17 protein-coding genes are annotated in these 19569 nt (G+C 70.5%); 6 read left to right on the forward strand and 11 right to left on the reverse strand.

Features of this window, described 5'->3' with window-relative positions; all coding sequences use genetic code 11:
• Nucleotides 1–153 precede the first annotated feature (153 nt).
• Nucleotides 154–1860, reverse strand: coding sequence for a glycerol-3-phosphate dehydrogenase/oxidase (locus AB0H86_RS33495; protein WP_362447467.1), 1707 nt, complete (start codon nt 1858–1860; stop codon nt 154–156).
• 293 nt (nt 1861–2153) lie between these two features.
• Here AB0H86_RS33495 and AB0H86_RS33500 point away from each other — a divergent pair, with 293 nt between their 5' ends.
• Nucleotides 2154–3365, forward strand: a complete 1212-nt coding sequence (locus AB0H86_RS33500) for a nucleotide sugar dehydrogenase (protein ID WP_362447470.1) — start codon at nt 2154–2156, stop codon at nt 3363–3365.
• A gap of 575 nt (nt 3366–3940) precedes the next feature.
• On the opposite strand, the gene AB0H86_RS33505 is transcribed toward AB0H86_RS33500, so the two are convergent.
• The 4 genes from AB0H86_RS33505 to AB0H86_RS33520 form a co-directional block, all read right to left on the reverse strand.
• Complete coding sequence (locus tag AB0H86_RS33505; RefSeq protein WP_362447472.1) at nt 3941–5065, reverse strand: GuaB3 family IMP dehydrogenase-related protein; 1125 nt, start codon at nt 5063–5065, stop codon at nt 3941–3943.
• A gap of 104 nt (nt 5066–5169) precedes the next feature.
• A complete protein-coding gene (gene guaB / locus AB0H86_RS33510; RefSeq protein WP_362447475.1) occupies nt 5170–6675 on the reverse strand; it encodes an IMP dehydrogenase in 1506 nt (501 codons plus the stop codon).
• Nucleotides 6676–6860: 185 nt separating this feature from the next.
• Nucleotides 6861–7448 carry a sigma-70 family RNA polymerase sigma factor gene (locus AB0H86_RS33515; RefSeq protein WP_362447478.1) on the reverse strand — a complete coding sequence of 196 codons (588 nt, stop codon included), beginning with the start codon at nt 7446–7448 and terminating at the stop codon, nt 6861–6863.
• Between the two features lie 294 nt (nt 7449–7742).
• Entirely contained in the window at nt 7743–8354 is a 612-nt protein-coding gene (locus AB0H86_RS33520) for a response regulator transcription factor (protein WP_003948568.1), read from the reverse strand.
• A gap of 391 nt (nt 8355–8745) precedes the next feature.
• Between AB0H86_RS33520 and AB0H86_RS33525 the strand changes: the two genes are divergently transcribed.
• A complete protein-coding gene (locus tag AB0H86_RS33525) occupies nt 8746–9075 on the forward strand; it encodes a WhiB family transcriptional regulator (protein ID WP_362447481.1) in 330 nt (109 codons plus the stop codon).
• A gap of 43 nt (nt 9076–9118) precedes the next feature.
• Here the strand turns inward: AB0H86_RS33525 and AB0H86_RS33530 are convergent, their stop codons facing one another.
• Nucleotides 9119–10057 carry a LysR family transcriptional regulator gene (locus AB0H86_RS33530; RefSeq protein ID WP_362447484.1) on the reverse strand — a complete coding sequence of 313 codons (939 nt, stop codon included), beginning with the start codon at nt 10055–10057 and terminating at the stop codon, nt 9119–9121.
• 81 nt (nt 10058–10138) lie between these two features.
• On the opposite strand from AB0H86_RS33530, the gene AB0H86_RS33535 reads away from it, so the two are divergent.
• The 3 genes from AB0H86_RS33535 (at nt 10139) to AB0H86_RS33545 (ending at nt 12500) form a co-directional block, all read left to right on the forward strand.
• Nucleotides 10139–10807, forward strand: a complete 669-nt coding sequence (locus AB0H86_RS33535; protein WP_362447487.1) for an MOSC domain-containing protein — start codon at nt 10139–10141, stop codon at nt 10805–10807.
• Between the two features lie 134 nt (nt 10808–10941).
• Nucleotides 10942–11715: an SDR family oxidoreductase gene (locus AB0H86_RS33540; RefSeq protein WP_362447490.1), complete on the forward strand. Its 774-nt coding sequence runs from the start codon at nt 10942–10944 to the stop codon at nt 11713–11715.
• A 77-nt stretch (nt 11716–11792) separates the two neighbouring features.
• Nucleotides 11793–12500, forward strand: a complete 708-nt coding sequence (locus tag AB0H86_RS33545; protein WP_362447493.1) for an ester cyclase — start codon at nt 11793–11795, stop codon at nt 12498–12500.
• Between the two features lie 147 nt (nt 12501–12647).
• On the opposite strand, the gene groL is transcribed toward AB0H86_RS33545, so the two are convergent.
• The 4 genes from groL to AB0H86_RS33565 all read right to left on the reverse strand — a co-directional run bounded on the left by groL (nt 12648) and on the right by AB0H86_RS33565 (nt 16943).
• Nucleotides 12648–14267 (reverse strand): chaperonin GroEL, encoded by a 1620-nt coding sequence (gene groL, locus AB0H86_RS33550; protein ID WP_362447496.1) that lies wholly within the window; start codon nt 14265–14267, stop codon nt 12648–12650.
• 131 nt (nt 14268–14398) lie between these two features.
• A complete protein-coding gene (gene groES, locus AB0H86_RS33555; protein WP_003998759.1) occupies nt 14399–14707 on the reverse strand; it encodes a co-chaperone GroES in 309 nt (102 codons plus the stop codon).
• Between the two features lie 566 nt (nt 14708–15273).
• A complete protein-coding gene (locus tag AB0H86_RS33560) occupies nt 15274–16089 on the reverse strand; it encodes a polysaccharide deacetylase family protein (RefSeq protein WP_362447499.1) in 816 nt (271 codons plus the stop codon).
• On the reverse strand, nt 16086–16943 hold the full coding sequence (locus AB0H86_RS33565) for a polysaccharide deacetylase family protein (RefSeq protein WP_362447502.1): 858 nt from the start codon (nt 16941–16943) through the stop codon (nt 16086–16088). Before AB0H86_RS33565 ends, AB0H86_RS33560 begins: the two co-directional genes overlap by 4 nt.
• Before the next feature lie 207 nt (nt 16944–17150).
• On the opposite strand from AB0H86_RS33565, the gene AB0H86_RS33570 reads away from it, so the two are divergent.
• On the forward strand, nt 17151–18317 hold the full coding sequence (locus tag AB0H86_RS33570) for a methyltransferase domain-containing protein (RefSeq protein WP_362447505.1): 1167 nt from the start codon (nt 17151–17153) through the stop codon (nt 18315–18317).
• Nucleotides 18318–18323: 6 nt separating this feature from the next.
• Here the strand turns inward: AB0H86_RS33570 and AB0H86_RS33575 are convergent, their stop codons facing one another.
• The gene (locus AB0H86_RS33575) at nt 18324–19526 is read right to left on the reverse strand and encodes an RNA polymerase sigma factor (RefSeq protein WP_362447625.1); all 1203 of its coding nucleotides are present in this window, start codon (nt 19524–19526) and stop codon (nt 18324–18326) included.
• Nucleotides 19527–19569 lie beyond the last annotated feature (43 nt).

Consider the following 19569-nt stretch of genomic DNA (forward strand, 5'->3'; position numbering starts at 1 on the left):
CCCACGGCGCCGCACGCCGCCGGCGACCCCGCCGGCACCACCCGACCGCCGCCCCGGAGCCGCTGCGGATCCCCCACCAGGGACCCGGAGATGATGGGCCCCTGACGGGCCCCTCCGCTCAGATCCCCTCCACCGGTCCCCGCGCCAGAAGCCCTACAACGGCACTATGTCCGGCGCCCCGATCCGCGCCGCGTCCGCCGTCAGATCGTCAGGCTGCCGCTGCGACTCCCGCTCCGCCTCCACCCGCTTCTCGTAGTGCTCGACCTCCCGCTCGATGTGGTCCTTGTCCCAGCCGAGCACCGGGGCCATCAGCTGGGCGGCCTCGCGGGCGCAGCGGGTGCCGCGGTCGAAGGTCTCGATGGAGATGCGGGTGCGCCGGGTCAGCACGTCGTCCAGATGCCGCGCGCCCTCGTGCGAGGCGGCGTACACGACCTCGGCGCGCAGATAGTCCTCGGCACCCTGCAGGGGGTCGCCCAGCGAGGTGTCCGCGGCGACCAGGTCGAGGAGCTCCTCCGCCATCGCACCGTACCGATTCAGCAGGTGTTCCACGCGCACCACGTGCAGACCGGTGCGAGCGGCGATCCGCGCCCGCGCGTTCCACAGGGCGCGATACCCCTCCGCCCCGAGCAGCGGGACATCCTCCGTCACGCACTCGGCGACCCGCAGGTCGAGGCCGTGCACCGCCGCGTCCACCGCGTCCTTGGCCATCACCCGGTAGGTCGTGTACTTGCCGCCCGCCACGACGACGAGCCCCGGCACCGGATGCGCCACGGTGTGCTCGCGCGACAGCTTGCTGGTGGCGTCCGACTCGCCGGCCAGCAGGGGCCTGAGACCGGCGTACACACCCTGGACGTCGTCCCTGGTCAGCGGGACCGCGAGAACGGAGTTCACATGCTCAAGGAGATAGTCGATGTCGGCGCTGGACGCGGCCGGGTGCGCCTTGTCGAGGTCCCAGTCGGTGTCCGTGGTGCCGATGATCCAGTGCCGGCCCCAGGGTATGACGAACAGGACGGACTTCTCGGTGCGCAGGATCAGCCCGGTCGAGGAGTGGATGCGGTCCTTGGGGACGACCAGGTGAATGCCCTTGGACGCCCGGACGTGGAACTGGCCGCGCTCGCCCACCATCGCCTGGGTGTCGTCGGTCCACACCCCCGTGGCGTTGACGATCTGCTTGGCGCGGATCTCGTACTCCCCGCCCGCCTCGACGTCCTGCACCCGGGCGCCGACCACACGCTCGCCCTCGCGCAGGAAGCCGGTCACCCGCGCGCGGTTGGCGGTCTTCGCGCCGTACGCCGCCGCCGTGCGCACGAGGGTGGCCACGAAACGGGCGTCGTCCATCTGTGCGTCGTAGTACTGCAACGCGCCCACCAGCGCGTCCTTCTTCAAGGCGGGTGCGACTCGCAGGGCGTGACGGCGACTCAGATGGCGGTGCGTGGGCAGGCCCCTGCCGTGCCCGCGGGCCATCGACATCGCGTCGTAGAGCGCGACGCCCGAACCTGCGTACAACCGCTCCCAGCCCTTGTGCTGGAGGGGATAGAGGAACGGCACCGGCTTCGCCAGGTGCGGGGCGAGCCGCTCCAGCAGCAGACCGCGTTCCTTCAGCGCCTCCCGGACCAGTGCGAAGTCGAGCATCTCCAGATAGCGCAAACCGCCGTGGATCAGCTTGCTGGACCTGCTGGACGTGCCCGAGGCCCAGTCACGCGCCTCGACCAGGCCCGTGGACAGTCCGCGGGTCACAGCGTCGAGAGCGGTGCCCGCACCGACCACGCCCGCCCCCACCACCAGCACGTCCAGTTCGCGCTCGGCCATGGATGCCAGTGACTCGGCGCGTTGCGCCGGCCCCAGTGTCGTTGTCCTCACCGTTGCCTCCCGCTGTCGGTCGTGCCGGTCTCACCCTGGAGGAGTGGCCCGGTTCGCATCCCCCATGCCCAAATTCTGACCGGCTTGCCCAAGTCCAGCCACCACTCACCCCCAGCCTGTGGACAACTTTCACGGACACCCGGGACAACACCCGCAGACCTGCGGGAAGACACACGTAATAAATCCCGTAAATCGGTCATATTTACTCCTAGTCTGACATTGCGCTGGCCCATCCTGTCCACCGGACTTGCGCACCTGTCCCACTTCGGCTACTGGGAAGGACGGCCCACGCCATGCCCGCAGATCTCGCCGTCATCGGACTCGGCCCCTACGGACTGCCCCTGGCCCAGGCCGCCGTCGCCGCGGGCATCTCCACCCTCGGCTACCGGACCGGACCCGAGCCCGGCTCCCTCAGCCCCGCGGAACTGCGCCGGATGCTATCGGGGGGCTTCCGGCACGCGACCAGCCCGGCCGAGCTCGGCCGGGTGCGCACCGCGGTCATCTGCGCCCCCACCCCGCGGGGCGCGGACGGCGGGCTCGACCTGGGCCAGGTGGAGTCGGCCGCCCGCACCCTGGCCGCACAGTTGCGCCCGCACACCACGGTGATCCTGGAGTCGCCCGTGCGCCCCGGCACCACCGAGGACGTCCTGCGTCCGCTCCTCGAAGAGGGGTCCGGGCTGCGCGCGGGCCGCGACTTCCACCTCGCCTACTCCCCCAGCCGCGTCGACCCCGGCAACCGGGACTTCACTCCCGCCAACACCCCCAAGGTGATCGGCGGCCTCACCCCCGCCTGCACCGAGTCGGCCGCCGCCTTCTACGGCCGCCTCACCGACAAGGTGGTACGCGCGCGCGGCCCGCGTGAGGCGGAGACGGTGCAGGTCCTGGAGACCAACTACCGGCACGTCAACATCGCCCTCGTCAACGAGATGGCCGTCCTCTGCCACGACCTCGGCGTCGACCTGTGGGACGTCATCCGCTGCGCGGAGACCAAACCGTTCGGCTTCCAGGCCTTCCGCCCGGGCCCCGGCGTCGGCGGCCACTCCCTCCCGCAGGACCTGGCCGGCAGCCACTCGGGCCGCACCCTGCGCATGGTCGAACTCGCCCAGCAGGTCAACAGCCAGATGCCCCGTTACGTCATCCAGCGCGCCGCGACCCTCCTCAACGAGCACGGCAAGTCCGCGCGCGGCGCCCGGGTGCTGCTGCTCGGCGTCACCTACAAGCCCGACCTCGCCGACCAGCAGGGCACGCCCGCCCATGAGGTCGCGGTCCGGCTGATGGAGCTGGGCGCGTCCGTGAGTTACCACGACCCGCACGTCCCGTCCTGGAGCGTCCTGGACCGCCCGGTCCCGCGCGCGGACTCCCTCTACGAGGCCGCCGCCGACGCCGATCTGACGATCCTGCTCCAACAGCACCGGACATACGACCTACAGGGCCTGTCGGTGAAGGCCCAACTGCTGCTGGACACGCGGGGGGCTACGCCTACGGGGGCGGCGCATCGGTTGTGAAAGGGGGCGCGCGGGGTGCGCGAGCCCGGGGGCTGGTGGCGAGCGGCAGAGCTCGCCGGTAACGTACGAAACAGGTGGAGCCCACCGCAGGGGTCACTGCGGCAGGCTCCTGGATGGATCACGGAGTGTCCACCCCTAGGTCTTATAGGGGTGGCCGCTCACCATCCGAAAATCCGCAAGATCCACCTCCTCCGGCACTTCACCATCCGAAGACGGATCCGATCCCAGCGAGTGGGCTTGCGGTGGCGTCCCATGGGCGCCCCCTTCCACGACGCCGCCCATTGACCCGGTAGGCGGTCCGTTGGAACTCGGGCCGGGCCCCGACGGCCGGGGTCCGGAACCATGTCCTTGGAAGGGGGCGCTCCAGAAACCTGGGGCGCCGAACCGGACGCTATCGCCTGCGACCCCGCTGACCAGCCCGAATTCGCCCCGAAGGCAACCGTGCGCCCCCACCCCGCGTCACCCGCCCCCGCAGGCTCGCCCGGACACGCGAAAGGGGCCGGTCACTCACCCAAGTGAGACGACCGGCCCCTTCACGTTCTACGGGGACTACGGGGACTACGGGGACTACGGAACTACCGCCGGTGCACCGAGTCCGCCACCGTCACCTCGACGCGCTGGAACTCCTTCAGCTCGCTGTATCCGGTGGTGGCCATCGCGCGGCGCAGTGCCCCGAAGAAGTTCATCGAGCCGTCCGGGGTGTGGGACGGGCCGGCGAGGACCTCCTCGATGGTGCCGACCGTGCCCAGGTCGACCTTCTTGCCCCGGGGCAGCTCCTCGTTGACCGCCTCCATGCCCCAGTGGTGGCCCTTGCCCGGCGCGTCGGTCGCGCGCGCGAGCGGGGAGCCCATCATCACGGCGTCGGCGCCGCAGGCGATCGCCTTGGGCAGATCGCCGGACCAGCCGACACCGCCGTCCGCGATCACGTGCACATACCGGCCGCCGGACTCGTCCATGTAGTCACGGCGGGCCGCCGCCACGTCCGCGACCGCGGTCGCCATCGGGACCTGGATGCCCAGCACGTTGCGCGTGGTGTGCGCGGCGCCGCCGCCGAAACCGACCAGGACACCCGCCGCGCCGGTACGCATCAGGTGCAGGGCCGCGGTGTACGTGGCACAGCCGCCGACGATCACCGGGACATCGAGCTCGTAGATGAACTGCTTCAGGTTCAACGGCTCGTGCGAACCCGACACGTGCTCCGCGGAAACCGTCGTACCCCGGATGACGAAGATGTCCACGCCCGCGTCGACCACGGCCTTGGAGAACTGGGCCGTGCGCTGCGGGGAGAGCGCGGCCGCGGTGACCACGCCCGAGTCGCGCACCTCCTTGAGGCGCTGCCCGATCAGCTCCTCCTTGATGGGAGCGGCGTAGATCTCCTGGAGCCGGCGCGTCGCGGCGTCCACGTCCAGCTCGGCGATCTCGTCGAGCAGCGGCTGCGGGTCCTCGTACCGCGTCCACAGGCCCTCGAGGTTCAGCACGCCGAGGCCGCCGAGCTCACCGATACGGATCGCGGTGGCCGGGGAGACGACCGAGTCCATGGGGGCGGCCAGGAAGGGCAGCTCGAAGCGGTAGGCGTCGATCTGCCAGGCGATCGAGACCTCCTTCGGGTCCCGCGTACGGCGGCTGGGGACGACGGCGATGTCGTCGAAGGCGTACGCCCTGCGGCCGCGCTTGCCGCGCCCGATCTCGATCTCAGTCACGTCAGTGGCCTTTCCCTGTGCGTTTCAGCGTCTTCCAGTATCGCCGACGGGTACGACGAGGGCGGCCCCGGAGTACCCGGGGCCGCCCTTCGGAAGCCTGGTGACTACTTGCTACGACTGTAGTTCGGGGCCTCGACCGTCATCTGGATGTCGTGCGGGTGGCTCTCCTTGAGGCCCGCGGACGTGATCCGGACGAAGCGGCCCTTGGTTTCCATCTCCGCGATGGAGGCGGCGCCCACATAGCCCATGGTCTGGCGCAGACCGCCGACGAGCTGGTGCAGCACGTTGCCCAGCGGGCCGCGGTAGGGCACCTGGCCCTCGATGCCCTCGGGCACCAGCTTGTCGTCGGACGCCACCTCGGCCTGGAAGTAGCGGTCCTTGGAGTACGACCTGGCCTGGCCCCGGGACTGCATGGCGCCGAGCGAGCCCATGCCGCGGTACGACTTGAACTGCTTGCCGTTGATGAACTGCAGCTCGCCGGGCGACTCCTCGCAGCCCGCGAGGAGGCTGCCCAGCATCACCGTGTCGGCACCGGCGGCCAGCGCCTTGCCGATGTCGCCGGAGTACTGCAGACCGCCGTCACCGATCAGCGGGACACCGGCCGGCCGGGCCGCGAGGGAGGCCTCGTAGATGGCGGTGACCTGCGGGACGCCGATACCGGCGACCACCCGGGTGGTACAGATCGAGCCGGGGCCGACGCCCACCTTGATGCCGTCGACGCCGGCGTCGATCAGCGCCTGGGCACCGTCACGCGTGGCGACGTTGCCGCCGATCACGTCGACGCCGACACCCGACTTGATCTTCGCCATCCAGCTGAGGGCGTTGCTGTTGTGACCGTGCGAGGTGTCGACGACCAGGAAGTCCACCCCGGCCTCGGCGAGCGCCTGGGCGCGCTCCAGGGCCTCGGGGCTGGCGCCCACGGCGGCACCGACGATCAGACGGCCCTCCGCGTCCTTCGCGGCGTTGGGGTACTGCTCGGCCTTCACGAAGTCCTTGACCGTGATGAGGCCCTTGAGGACACCCGCCTCGTCGACGAGGGGAAGCTTCTCGATCTTGTGGCGGCGCAGCAGCTGCATGGCGTCGGATCCGGAGATGCCGACCTTGCCGGTGACCAGCGGCATCGGCGTCATGACCTCGCGCACCTGACGGGAGCGGTCGGTCTCGAAGGCCATGTCACGGTTGGTGACGATGCCGAGCAGCCTGCCGTCGCCGTCGGTGACCGGCACGCCGCTGATGCGGAACTTGGCGCACAGGGCGTCGGCCTCGCCCAGCGTCGCGTCGGGGTTGACCGTGATCGGGTCGGTGACCATGCCGGACTCGGAGCGCTTCACGAGGTCGACCTGGTTGACCTGGTCCTCGATGGAGAGGTTGCGGTGCAGGACGCCGACGCCGCCCTGACGGGCCATCGCGATCGCCATCCGGGACTCGGTGACCTTGTCCATCGCCGCCGAGAGCAGGGGGATGTTCACCCGTACGTTGCGGGAGATGCGGGACGAGGTGTCGACCGCGCCGGGGAGTACTTCGGATGCGCCCGGCAGCAGCAGCACGTCGTCGTAGGTGAGCCCGAGAGTCGCGAATTTAGCGGGCACTCCGTCGACGTTGGCAGTCATGACACCTTCCCCAAATGGCCTTGATCGGTGCGGATGTCCATGCTAACGGGAAGCAGGGGTCCCGAATTCCACGGTTCCGAGTGACTCTGGGCCTCGTGTGTTCGTACGGAAGCACCGCACCGAGCGTTCAGGCAGGGAGCAGCCCCCAGGAACGAAAACCGCACACTGCCTGCGCGAACAAGGCGCTACTGCTCAGCCAGCGCCCGCAACCTGCTCAGGGCCCGGTGCTGGGCCACTCGGACCGCACCGGGTGACATTCCCAACATCTGACCCGTCTCCTCCGCCGTCAACCCCACCGCGATCCTCAGCAGCAGCAGCTCGCGCTGGTTGTCGGGGAGGTTGGCCAGGAGTTTCTTGGCCCATTCGGCGTCGCTGCTCAGCAGCGCCCGCTCCTCGGGGCCCAGCGAGTCGTCCGGCCGCTCGGGCATCTCGTCCGAGGGGACGGCCGTCGAGCCGGGGTGGCGCATCGCCGCCCGCTGGAGGTCGGCGACCTTGTGCGCGGCGATGGCGAAGACGAACGCCTCGAAGGGCCTGCCGGTGTCCCGGTAGCGCGGCAGGGCCAGCAGGACCGCGACACAGACCTCCTGGGCGAGGTCCTCGACGAAGTGCCGAGCGTCGCCAGGAAGGCGGGACAGACGGGTGCGGCAGTAGCGCAAGGCCAGGGGGTGGACATGGGCGAGCAGGTCGTGCGTGGCCTGCTCGTCCCCGTCGACGGCACGGTGGACGAGCGCACCGATCGCCCCTGGGGCAGTGCCCGCCTCGTCGTCGCGCATCGGTCCATGGTGCCTTGGCGGCGTGCGATCCGTGACATCGCGCTGGTCGTTGTGCACCGAAGCGTTATGAGCAAGTGCGCCGGAACTCATTCCCTGCGCCCTCCCCTTCCGCTCGACCGACTTGTTCCCGAGGAACTCCACACCTCAAGGATGCGGCATCCGCGGCGAAACGAGCAGCGGGCGCCGAATGGGCCGCTTGAACAGCGTCGCGACCGCGCCCCCAAAGAGGCGCGGGAAACTGCGCGACCAGCATGAACGACCCGCAGCCATACGACTGCCTGTATGACCGAGCTCTCAGCGAACCAGGCCCCACCGGAACCCGAGCGCCACAGCGTGAGCCCGGTCCGAAGCACCGAGCTTCTTGAACAACCGCCGCGCGTGCGTCTTGACCGTGTCCTCGGAAAGGAACAGCTCACGACCGATCTCCGCGTTGGAGCGACCGTGGCTCATGCCCTCCAGCACCTGGATCTCACGCGCGGTGAGTGTCGGCGCCGCCCCCATCTCGGCGGACCGCAGCCGACGCGGCGCGAGCCGCCACGTGGGGTCGGCGAGCGCCTGCGTCACCGTGGCGCGCAGCTCGGCGCGGGAGGCGTCCTTGTGGAGGTATCCCCGGGCGCCGGCGGCGACCGCGAGGGCCACGCCGTCGAGGTCCTCGGCGACCGTGAGCATGATGATGCGCGCACCGGGATCGGCGGACAGCAGCCGCCGGACGGTCTCGACGCCGCCCAGACCGGGCATGCGTACGTCCATCAGAATCAGGTCCGAACGGTCGGCGCCCCAGCGGCGGAGGACTTCCTCACCGTTGGCCGCGGTCGTCACGCGCTCGACGCCGGGCACGGTCGCGACCGCGCGGCGGAGCGCCTCTCGGGCAAGCGGGGAGTCGTCGCAGACGAGGACGGATGTCATGGCCGCCCTCCGCAGCTGATGCACGTCACCTTGAGCCTCCAGGCTGGTACGAAATCGTCACCTGTGCGGTCGACCGACTCGGACGCCTGTCCGAGCGTTTGTGTTTTCAACCGCCTCCGCACTCTTAACGACGGTCACTCGAAAGAGTTACGGGGCCGTGTGCCATCTTCGGCACTCTACGTGAGGGCGCGGACACGGTGCAGACATGCGCGGCGGACCCGCAGCGTTTCATCACAACCCGTGCCCCATTCAGACCCTTTTCCTCCCATTTTCTGGTGTCTGGAGCTAGATTCGCAATGAGTCATATTTTCATCTCCTTAGATCGTAGATGTACGGTCGTGGACACCGCTGAGATCGACAACCTCCCAGATCGGTTACAAGGGGTCACGCAATGGCAGATTTCTCCCGACTTCCCGGACCGAACGCAGACCTGTGGGACTGGCAGCTCCTGGCCGCCTGTCGAGGGGTGGACAGCTCGCTCTTCTTCCACCCGGAGGGAGAGCGCGGGGCGGCCCGGAGCGCTCGCGAGAACTCGGCCAAGGAGGTCTGCATGAGGTGCCCGGTGCGCGCACAGTGCGCGGCGCACGCACTGGCGGTGAGAGAGCCGTACGGCGTCTGGGGCGGGCTGACCGAGGACGAGCGCGAGGAATTGATGGGGCGGGCACGCCACCGGCTGGTGTCGGCGTCGGCGACCGCCGGGGACAGTGTCTCGAACACTTGAAGGAACGTTTCTGCTATCCCGGGCACGCTCACGCAGCGTGCCCTTACTGTTCCCCGGCGTGCTTTTCCACGTTTCGCTGGCGGGCCGCCGCCCGCGTCAGCTGGTCCAGCGTCGCCGCCACCGCCGGCACCTGCGCCAGGTCGGGCAGCGTGAGCGCGACGATCTCCCGCCGCACCGCCGGTTCCAGCGTCACGGTGCGTGCCCCTCGGGGCCGGACGGACTCGATGGCCAGCTGGGGCAGGACGGCGACGCCGAGGCCGGCGCCCACCAGGCCCACCACCGCCGGATAGTCGTCGGTCGCGAAGTCGATGCGGGGCGTGAAGCCGGCGCCCTCGCACACCTCGACCAGTTGACCGCGGCAGCGCGGGCAGCCCGCGATCCACGGCTCCTCGGCCAGCTCGCCGATGGCGACGGACCCCGAGGTTCCGGCGCGCGCGAGCCGGTGCCGTTCCGGGACGAGGGCGACGAGCCGGTCGGTGAGCAGGGGCCGTACGACGAGGTCGTGCCACTCCTCCGCGCCCGCGGCCCCCTCGTAGCGGAAGGCGAGGGCCACGTCGCAGTCGCCCTCGCGCAGGAGCTCGACGGACCGGGGCGGCTCGGCCTCCTCCAACGAGACGCGGGTGCCGGGGTGTTCGGCGCGCAGGGCGGCCAGGGCCATCGGGACGAGGGTGGAGCTGCCGCTGGGGAAGGAGACCAGCCGGACCCGCCCGGCGCGCAGCCCCGCGATCGCTGCGACCTCCTCCTCGGCCGCGGTGAGCCCGGAGAGGATCCCGGCGGCGTGCCGGACCAGGGCCTCGCCGGCCTGGGTCAGCCGCATCTCGCGTCCGCTGCGGATCAGCAGGGGCGTGCCCACGGAGGCCTCCAGGGCCTTCATCTGCTGACTGACTGCGGGCTGGGTGCAGCCCAGTTCACGCCCCGCCGCCGAGAAGGAACCGGTGGTGGCGACGGCACGCAGAACACGCAGATGACGGGCCTCGATCACGGGACCGAGCATAAGCGGGCCTTGGAGGTGATGCCGAATAATGCGTGGCCGCTTTCGCCGACCGCCTCGTACCGTGCCCTCATGAAGCTTCTGTCTGTGAACCTGGGCCGGGCGAAGGCCGTGCCGTACACGGATAACCCGGAGGGTGTGACCGGCATCGACAAGCAGCCGGTGCGGGAGGCGGTGCGGGTGGCGGCGCCCGGCCCCAAGGGCATCGCCGGGAGTGGGCTGGCCGGGGACGCGGTGTGCAAGCGACAGCACCACGGCGGCGACGACCAGGCGGTGTACGCGATGGCGCGCGAGGACCTCGACGGCTGGGAGCGTGAGCTGGGGCGGGCGCTGCCCGACGGTTCGTTCGGCGAGAACCTCACCACCGAGGGTCTCGACGTGTCCGGCGCGCTGATCGGCGAGCGCTGGCGCATCGGGGCGGAGGTGGTGCTGGAGGTGACCTGCGGGCGGATACCGTGCCGCACCTTCCAGGGGCACCTGGGTGAGCGGGGCTGGGTGAAGCGGTTCACGCGGAAGGGCGCGCCGGGTGCGTATCTGCGGGTGATCCGGCCCGGGGAGATCAGGGCCGGCGATCCGATAGAGGTCGTGCACCGGCCGGAGCACGACGTGACGGTGGCCCTGCAGTTCCGCGCGGTCACGACCGAGCGGGAACTGCTGCCGCGGCTCCTTCCGGCGGGCGAGGCGCTGCACCCGGAGGTGCTGGCCGATGCCCTCAAGTACACGGCGGCGCAAGGCTCCTGACGGTCACTCAGGAACATCCGATACGAGGCTGTCGCGACGGTCGCTCACAAAAGGGCGGTAGGCCCGGTCTTCACGCACCGGGAGGCCCTGTGCAGGGAGCGGACGGGCACAGTCCGGGTCACTAACCTTGCGTCATGACAACGGCTCTCATCACGGGATCGACCGCGGGCATCGGTGCCGCGTTCGCACGGCGGCTGGCATCGGACGGGCACAACCTCGTCCTGGTCGCCCGGGACACCAAGCGACTGCGGGAACAGGCGACCGAACTGCACGACCGGCACGGCATCGAGGCGGGGGTCCTCACCGCCGACCTGGCGACGGACGACGGCATCGAGGCGGTGGCCGCCCGGCTCGGCGACCGCAAGAACCCTGTCGACCTGCTGATCAACAACGCGGGCTTCGGCAGCAAGGGCCGCTATCTCGACGTACCCATGGCCGAAGAGCTGACCATGCTCAAGGTGCACTGCGAGGCGGTGCTGCGGCTGACGTCGGCGGCGACCGAGGCGATGCGGGAGCGGGGGCGCGGGGGTGTCGTCAACGTCGCCTCGGTGGCGGCGTTCGTGCCGCGCGGGACGTACGGGGCGTCCAAGGCGTGGGTCGTGCAGTTCACGCAGGGCGCGGCGAGGGACATGGCGGGCAGCGGGGTGCGGCTGATGGCGCTGTGCCCGGGGTTCGTGCGCACGGAGTTCCACGAGCGGGCCGGGATGGGGACGGACAACATCCCGGGCTGGATGTGGCTGGACGCGGACAAGCTGGTGGCGGCGGCGCTGGCGGATCTGGCGCGCGGCAAGTCGTTGTCGATTCCGGACCCGAGGTACAAGGCGCTGATGGGGCTGGTGAAGGTGACGCCGCGCTCGCTGCTGGGCGGGATCTCCTCGAAGACGGGGCGTAAGTACGGGCCTCAGTAGCGGGCGGGTGACGTCGCCCCTCCGGTGGGACAATTGTCGGGACGGAAACCGTGCCCAGGGGGGCCGGAGGCGACGTCATGACGTTCGTACAGCTCATCGATTGCAGGACCAGCCGGTTCGACGAGGTGGACCGGCTGCTGGACACATGGGTCGAGCAGACCAAGGGGAAGCGGACCGCGACGCACGCGCTGGTCGGCAAGGACCGCGCCGACGCGTCGCACCTCATCGAGATCGTGGAGTTCCCCTCCTACGAGGAGGCGATGCGGAACTCCGGACTGCCGGAGACCGACCGGATCTTCCGGGAGATGGTCGCCCTGTGCGAGGAGAGGCCGACGTTCACGGACCTGGAAGTGGTGCGGGACGAGCAGTTGTACGCGGCGAACGCGCGGCGGTTCTTCGAGGCGCTGGCGACCGCCGGCGATCTGCCCCCGATGAACGACCTGCTCCGGGAGGACATCCACAGCCACAATCCGATCAACCCGCAGGACATGATCGGGCTGGACTCCGCCCGCGCCGAGTTCCGGATGTGGCGGGCCGCCTTCGACTTCGTGTTCACGGTCGACGACCTGATCACCCAGGGCGACCGGGCCTGCGCACGGTGGACCTGGAACGCCACCCACAAGGCGGACTTCATGGGGATTCCCGCCACCGGAAAGCGGGTCACGATGACCGGGACGACCACGTTCCGGTTCGCGCCTGACGGGAAGATCGCAGAGACCTGGTGGCAACACGACCAGCTGGGCCTGATGCAGCAGCTGGGTGCGCTGGACGCATTGGAGAGGTAGCTCGACGCGAAGGTCCTGCACCCCGCAGGGAGACTCGGGGACCGCCGCCGAGGGACGACGGTCCCGGCAGGGCACCGTGACCCGCGAAGGGGAAGGGCCCCGTTCCGGCACCTGAGTGCGGAACGGGGCCCTCTGCGAGCGGGGTCCTCAGTGGGAGTGACCGTGGCCCCCGGCAGCCGGCTCTTCCTCTTCCTTCTTCTCGACGACCAGGGTCTCGGTCGTCAGGAGCAGGGAGGCGATGGAGGCGGCGTTCTCCAGGGCGGAGCGGGTGACCTTCACCGGGTCGATGACGCCGGCCTTGACCAGGTCGCCGTACTCACCGGTGGCGGCGTTGAAGCCCTGGCCCTTGTCGAGCTCGGCGACCTTGGCCGTGATGACGTAACCCTCGAGGCCGGCGTTCTCGGCGATCCAGCGCAGCGGCTCGACGGCGGCCTTGCGGACGACCGCGACACCGGTGGCCTCGTCGCCGGTCTTGCCGAGGTTGCCCTCGAGGACCTTGACGGCGTGGACCAGCGCGGAGCCACCACCGGAGACGATGCCCTCCTCGACCGCGGCGCGGGTCGCGGAGATGGCGTCCTCCAGACGGTGCTTCTTCTCCTTCAGCTCCACCTCGGTGGCGGCGCCGACCTTGATCACGCACACGCCGCCGGCCAGCTTCGCGAGGCGCTCCGAGAGCTTCTCGCGGTCCCAGTCGGAGTCGGTGTTCTCGATCTCGGACTTGATCTGGGCGACGCGACCGTGGACGTCCTCGGTCTTGCCGGCGCCGTCGACGATCGTCGTGTCGTCCTTGGTGATCGTGACGCGGCGGGCGGAGCCCAGCACCTCGAGGCCGACCTGGTCGAGCTTGAGGCCGACCTCCTCGGCGACGACGGTGGCGCCGGTCAGGACCGAGATGTCCTGGAGCATGGCCTTGCGCCGGTCACCGAAGCCGGGAGCCTTGACCGCGACCGCGTTGAAGGTGCCACGGATCTTGTTCACGACGAGGGTGGAGAGGGCCTCGCCCTCGACGTCCTCGGCGATGATCAGCAGCGGCTTGGAGGAGTTGGTCTGGATGACCTTCTCCAGCAGCGGCAGCAGGTCCTGGATGGAGGAGACCTTGCCCTGCGTGATCAGGATGTACGGGTCGTCGAGGACGGCCTCCATGCGCTCCTGGTCCGTCACGAAGTACGGCGACAGGTAGCCCTTGTCGAAGGCCATGCCCTCGGTGAAGTCCAGCTCCAGACCGAAGGTGTTGGACTCCTCGACGGTGATGACACCGTCCTTGCCGACCTTGTCCATCGCCTCGGCGATGAGCTCGCCGACCTGGCTGTCCTGGGCGGACAGGCCGGCGACGGCGGCGATGTCGGACTTCTCGTCGATCGGTCGGGCGGTCGCGAGGAGTTCCTCGGACACGGCCTTGACCGCGGCGTCGATGCCCTTCTTCAGGGCGGCCGGGGAGGCGCCCGCGGCCACGTTCTTCAGGCCCTCGCGTACGAGCGCCTGGGCGAGCACGGTGGCGGTGGTGGTGCCGTCACCCGCGATGTCGTTGGTCTTGGTCGCCACCTCCTTCACCAGCTGGGCGCCGAGGTTCTCGAACGGGTCCTCGACCTCGACCTCACGGGCGATGGTGACGCCGTCGTTGGTGATGGTGGGAGCGCCGAACTTCTTGTCGATGACGACGTTGCGGCCGCGGGGGCCGATCGTCACCTTGACCGTGTCGGCGAGCTTGTTGACGCCGCGCTCGAGGGCGCGACGGGCGTCCTCGTCGAACTTCAGGATCTTCGCCATGGGAGCGTGAGCCCTCTCGGAAATCTAGGTGAAATTAGCCGCGCCCCTGGCACCCGGCTCACTAGTGATCGCGGGGGGCCAGGGGCGCAGCTCAATGCAATGTGCTTCGCGGTGAAGCGAAGCGAGGTGAACTACTTCTCGATGATCGCGAGCACGTCGCGAGCCGAGAGGACGAGGTACTCCTCGCCGTTGTACTTCACCTCGGTACCGCCGTACTTGCTGTACAGCACGATGTCGCCGGTCTTTACGTCGAGCGGAAGTCGCTCGCCGTTCTCGAAGCGGCCCGGACCGACGGCCAGGACGACGCCCTCCTGGGGCTTCTCCTTGGCGGTGTCCGGAATGACCAGGCCAGAGGCGGTGGTCTGCTCAGCGTCGAGCGGCTGGACCACAATGCGGTCCTCGAGCGGCTTGATGGCAACCTTGGAGCTGGTGGTCGTCACGATCCGACCTCCCCCTTCGGAGATCTCACGGGGTTAACTGTCTGAGGTGGCGACCAGGTGGATCCGTCGTCGCGGGTGCCGGACCTGCCCGTCGCTAGTTGGCACTCTCCAGTGGGGAGTGCCAGGTCCGAGACTATGACCGCGATTAGCACTCGGTCAAGCGGAGTGCCAATTCGTGCGGCGCGCGGCGCGGTTTTGGTCCGGTGTTCACCGTCCACGGGCCTGGTGCCGGAGCGCCTGCCGCCCGGGCTCCCGCTACCGAACACTTGCCCAGTGCTCCACCCTTCAGGGTGGAGGTGTAGGGCATCCTGCCCGTAGTGGCCCGGAGGGGCGCAGCGGCATGGCTAAGATCGCCTTGTCCGACAACGGAGTTGTCGGACCTACCGCCGGACGGGCGGGAAGTCAGGCCTGCGGAGGCCGTGTAAGACCGACCCTCACCGGTCGGCGGTGGCCTGTGAAACAGGAACCCATGGTGGTACCGCGATGGGGGTCCCCCCTGCTCGAGCGAAGCCGAGAGCTGGGGGAGGTACGGACCGGAATCTCCTGCCTTTGGGCAGGAGAGGGCGTCAAAGGTAGTCCTCCAGCCTCCCCACCGTCAGGCCCGCCTCCCGGATCTCCCTCAGCAGCCGTACCGTCCGCTCCCGCAGCGGCTCGGCGGCGGACTCGCCCGACGCCACCGACACGATGTCCCCCGCCCGCAGCCGGCTCTCCCCCTTCGCGAAGGTCAGCCGCTCGCCCTCCATGGACGCCCGCCACAGGACGACCGCCGCGACTGAGCAGTCGGTGGCCGCGCGCAGGGTCGTCGTGTCGTACGCGCCGTAGGGCGGGCGGAAGAGGTGGGGGCGGATGCCGAAGCGGGACCTGAGTTTGTCCTGCTGGCCGCAGATCTCGGCGCGCTGGCCGGCGTAGGGCAGCCCGCGCAGGGCGGCGTGGTCGAGGGTGTGGTTCTGGATGCTCGCGCCGACCGCCTGCAGACGCGCGAAGTGGCCGTACCCCGGTCCGACGACACTGTCCGTGAGGAACATGCTGACCGGGAGCCGCAGTTCACGGACCAGGTCGACGAACCGGGGGTCCCTCTCGGCGCCGTCGTCGTAGGTCAGGAAGACGACCTTGTCGGTCGTACGGACACGGTCCACCACGGGCGTCAGGCCCGGGCCCGCGGTGTGCGGGGCGGCGGGCCGGGCGGGAGGCCGCGGGGCGGGCGGCAGTGGACCTGCCAGGCCCCAGCGGCGGTACGCGGGCTCCCCCACCCCGGACGGGCCGAGCGAGCCCACCCGCCCGGCCGCCTTCTCACCCAGCCGTTCGATGGGGTCGACGGACTGCGCGCAGCCGGCGAGGAGAGTCAGCGCCAGGACCGCGGCCGCCGGCGCCCACCGCCTCACAGGTAGTCCTCCAGGCGGCCCACGGCGTACCCCTCGCGCGTGACCTTGTTCAGGAACCGGCGGACCATGTCCGGCATCGTGCCCTTCCAGCTGCCCCGGCCCCGGAAGTGGGTGAGCACGATGTCGCCGGGGTGGAGGCCCCGGCCCCACTCGCGGTAGTCCCAGTGGTCGACGAAGACCTCCTCGTTCCACAGCGGGGCGTACCGGACCCCGCAGCTCTTCGCCGCGCGCAGGGTGGCCCTGTCGTAGCTGCCGAAGGGCGGGCGGAAGAGCCTGGGCCGCTTGCCGTAGCGCTCCTCGATCACGTCCTGCATGCCGCAGATCTCGTACTTCTGGCGGGCGTACGACATCCCCCGCAGGTAGGGGTGGTGGAGGGTGTGGTTGTTGAGTACGACCCCCCGGTCCCGCATCTTCCCGAAGTAGCCGTAGTCGCCCTTGATCAGGTAGTCGCTGAGGAAGGCGGTGTACGGGATCCGCAGCTCGCTCATCATCCGCAGGAACTCCGGGTCCTTCTCGGCCCCGTCGTCGATGGTGAGGAAGACGACCTTCTCCTTGGTGGGGACCGTGGTGAAGACGGGGGGCAGGTTCAGTTCCCGGTGGCCGTCGACCTCGAAGCCCTCACGGGTGGTGATCCTCGGCTTCACCGCCGGGGGCGCCGGTGCCATCAGCGGGACCTTCTTGAGGCCCCAGCGCTCGGCCACCGCCATCCGGGCCCGGTGCGCGGCGCGCAGCCTGGCGGCGTACTGGTCCAGGGCGCGGGCCGGGCCGGGAGCGGGCGGCGCCTCGACGTCGCCGTCCTGCGCGCAGCCCGAGACGATGGCGGCGGTGGCCAGCACGGCGATACCGCCCTTCACCCACAGCGAGGACCGAAGCTGCCGGGAGGACCACGGGGGTTGAACGGATCGGAGCCGCCGAGAAGACCAATTACGCCACAAAGACCTGTTGTTGTAATTTTGTCCTACTGACCGCATGGTGCCGGATCCTCGCAGGCCAGCGCCGCGAACCCTCGGTGACACCGCCGCCGGAGGCGGACCATCCACCGACTGGCCCACAATGAGCCGGTGAACGACCTCGCTCCCCTCCTCACCCCCGAGGGCCGCGCCCTCCTCGACGAAGTGCGCGGCACCGCCCCCGCCGACGAACTCGCCGTCGCCACCCGGCTGCGCCGCGACCATCCCGCCGCCCTGGTGTCGGCGGCACTCGGGCAGGCCCTGCTGCGGCAGCGGGCGGCGGCGAAGTTCGGGGCCGAGGACGCCGGGCGGATGTTCTTCACCCCGAACGGGGTCGAGCAGTCGACCCGGGCGAGCGTGGCGACGTACCGCGCGCAGCGGCTCAAGGCCCTCGGTGTGCGCTCCGTGGCCGACCTGTGCTGCGGGATCGGCGGCGACGCGATCGCGCTCGCCAGGGCGGGGATCAGGGTGCTCGCCGTGGACCGGGATCCGCTGACGGCCCACACGGCCCGGGCGAACGCCGACGCGCTGGGCCTCGCCGGCCTCGTCGAGGTGCGGGAGGCGGATGTCACCGAGGTGGACACGGCTTCGTACGACGCCGTGTTCGTCGACCCGGCGCGGCGGAGCGGCCGGGGCCGGATCTTCGATCCGGAGGCATACTCGCCGCCCCTGTCGTGGGCCGTCCGAGCCGCACTCCAGGCCCCGCACGCGGCCCTGAAGGTCGCCCCGGGCATCCCGCACGAGGCCGTCCCCGCCGAGGCGGAGGCCGAGTGGATCTCGGACGGCGGGGACGTGAAGGAGGCCGTGCTGTGGTTCGGCACCGAGCCGGGCGCCGTCCGGGCCACCCTGCTGCCGGGACCGCGCACCCTGCTCTCCCGAGGTCTCCCCGACCCCGAGGTCCGCCCGGTCGGCCGGTTCCTGTACGAGCCCGACGGCGCCGTCATCCGCGCCCACCTGGTCGCCGAGGTCGCCGAACAGCTCGACGGCGGGCTGCTCGACGCCACGATCGCTTACATCACGGCCGACGAGCGGCATGTGACCCCGTACGCCTCCGCGTACGAGATCACCGACCAACTCCCGTTCAACGTCAAGAAGTTGAAGGCCCTGTTGCGGGAACGCGAGGTCGGCGTCCTGACCGTGAAGAAGCGGGGGTCGGCGGTGGAGCCGGAGGAACTGCGCCGCAAGGCCCTCCCCAAGCAGCACGGGCCGAACTCGGCGACCGTGTTCCTGACCCGGGTCGCGGGAGCCCCCACGATGCTTCTTGGGCACCCCGCCTGACGAGGCTCAGGACGCCTCGGCCGCCCGGTTCAGCAGCAACTCCCGTTCCCGTTCGTTCCGCGTCAGCTCCGCCGCCCGTACGAACTCCGCCCGCGCCTCCTGCGGGCGGCCCAGCCGCAGCAGCAGATCACCGCGCACGCTCGGCAGCAAGTGGTAGTCGCGCAGGGCGGGTTCGGCGGCGAGGGCGTCGACGATCTCCAGGGCCGGGCCCGGACCGTCCGCCATCGACACGGCGACCGCGCGGTTGAGTTCGACGACCGGGGAGGGCGCGCGGGCGGCGAGCAGACCGTACAGGGTGGCGATCCGGGGCCAGTCGGTCTCCTCGTAGGAGCCCGCGATCGCGTGGCAGGCGGCGATGGCGGCCTGGAGGGCGTAAGGGCCGGGGGCGCCGCCGGTGGCGTCGGCGCGGCCGAGGGCGGTGATGCCGCGGGCGACGAGCAGACGGTTCCAGCGGCTGCGGTTCTGGTCCCTGAGGAGGACGGGCGCGCCGGACGGGCCGGTGCGGGCGGCCGCGCGGGACGTCTGGAACTCCAGCAGCGCGGTCAGACCGTGCACCTCGGGCTCCTTCGGCATCAGGCCGGACAGCACACGGGCCAGCCGCAGGGCGTCCTCGCACAGGCCCGGGCGCAGCCAGTCGTCGCCGGCCGTGGCCGCGTACCCCTCGTTGTAGATCAGGTAGATGACGTCGAGGACGGAGCCGAGGCGGGCCTCGCGGTCGGGGCCGTACGGAACCTCGAAGGCGACGTTCTTCGTGGCGAGCGTGCGCTTGGCCCGGACGATGCGCTGCGCGACCGTCGCCTCCGGCACCAGGAACGCGCGGGCGATCTCGGGCGTGGTCAGACCGCCGAGCAGCCGCAGCGTGAGGGCGGTGCGGGCCTCGGGGGACAGGACCGGGTGGCAGGCGGTGAAGACCAGCCGGAGCAGGTCGTCGTCGATGTCTTCGGGGTCGGCGGGCTCCTCGGGCGGTGCCGCGTACGACAGGTCCCGGCCGATCTCGGCCAGCTTGCGGGCGTAGTTCTCCCGGCGGCGGATCAGGTCGACGGCCCGGCGCCGGGCGGTGGCCGTCAGCCAGGCGCCCGGGTTGTCGGGGACGCCCTCCCGCGGCCACTGCTCCAGGGCCGCGACCAGCGCGTCCTGGGCCAGTTCCTCGGCGATGCCGATGTCCCGGACGATACGGGCGACACCGGCGATGATGCGCGGGGACTCCATGCGGAAGACGGTCTCCACCGTTGCGCGCGGGTCGGTGGCGGAG

The sequence above is a fragment of the Streptomyces sp. NPDC050997 genome, assembly GCF_040660135.1.
Classification (GTDB): Bacteria; Actinomycetota; Actinomycetes; order Streptomycetales; family Streptomycetaceae; genus Streptomyces.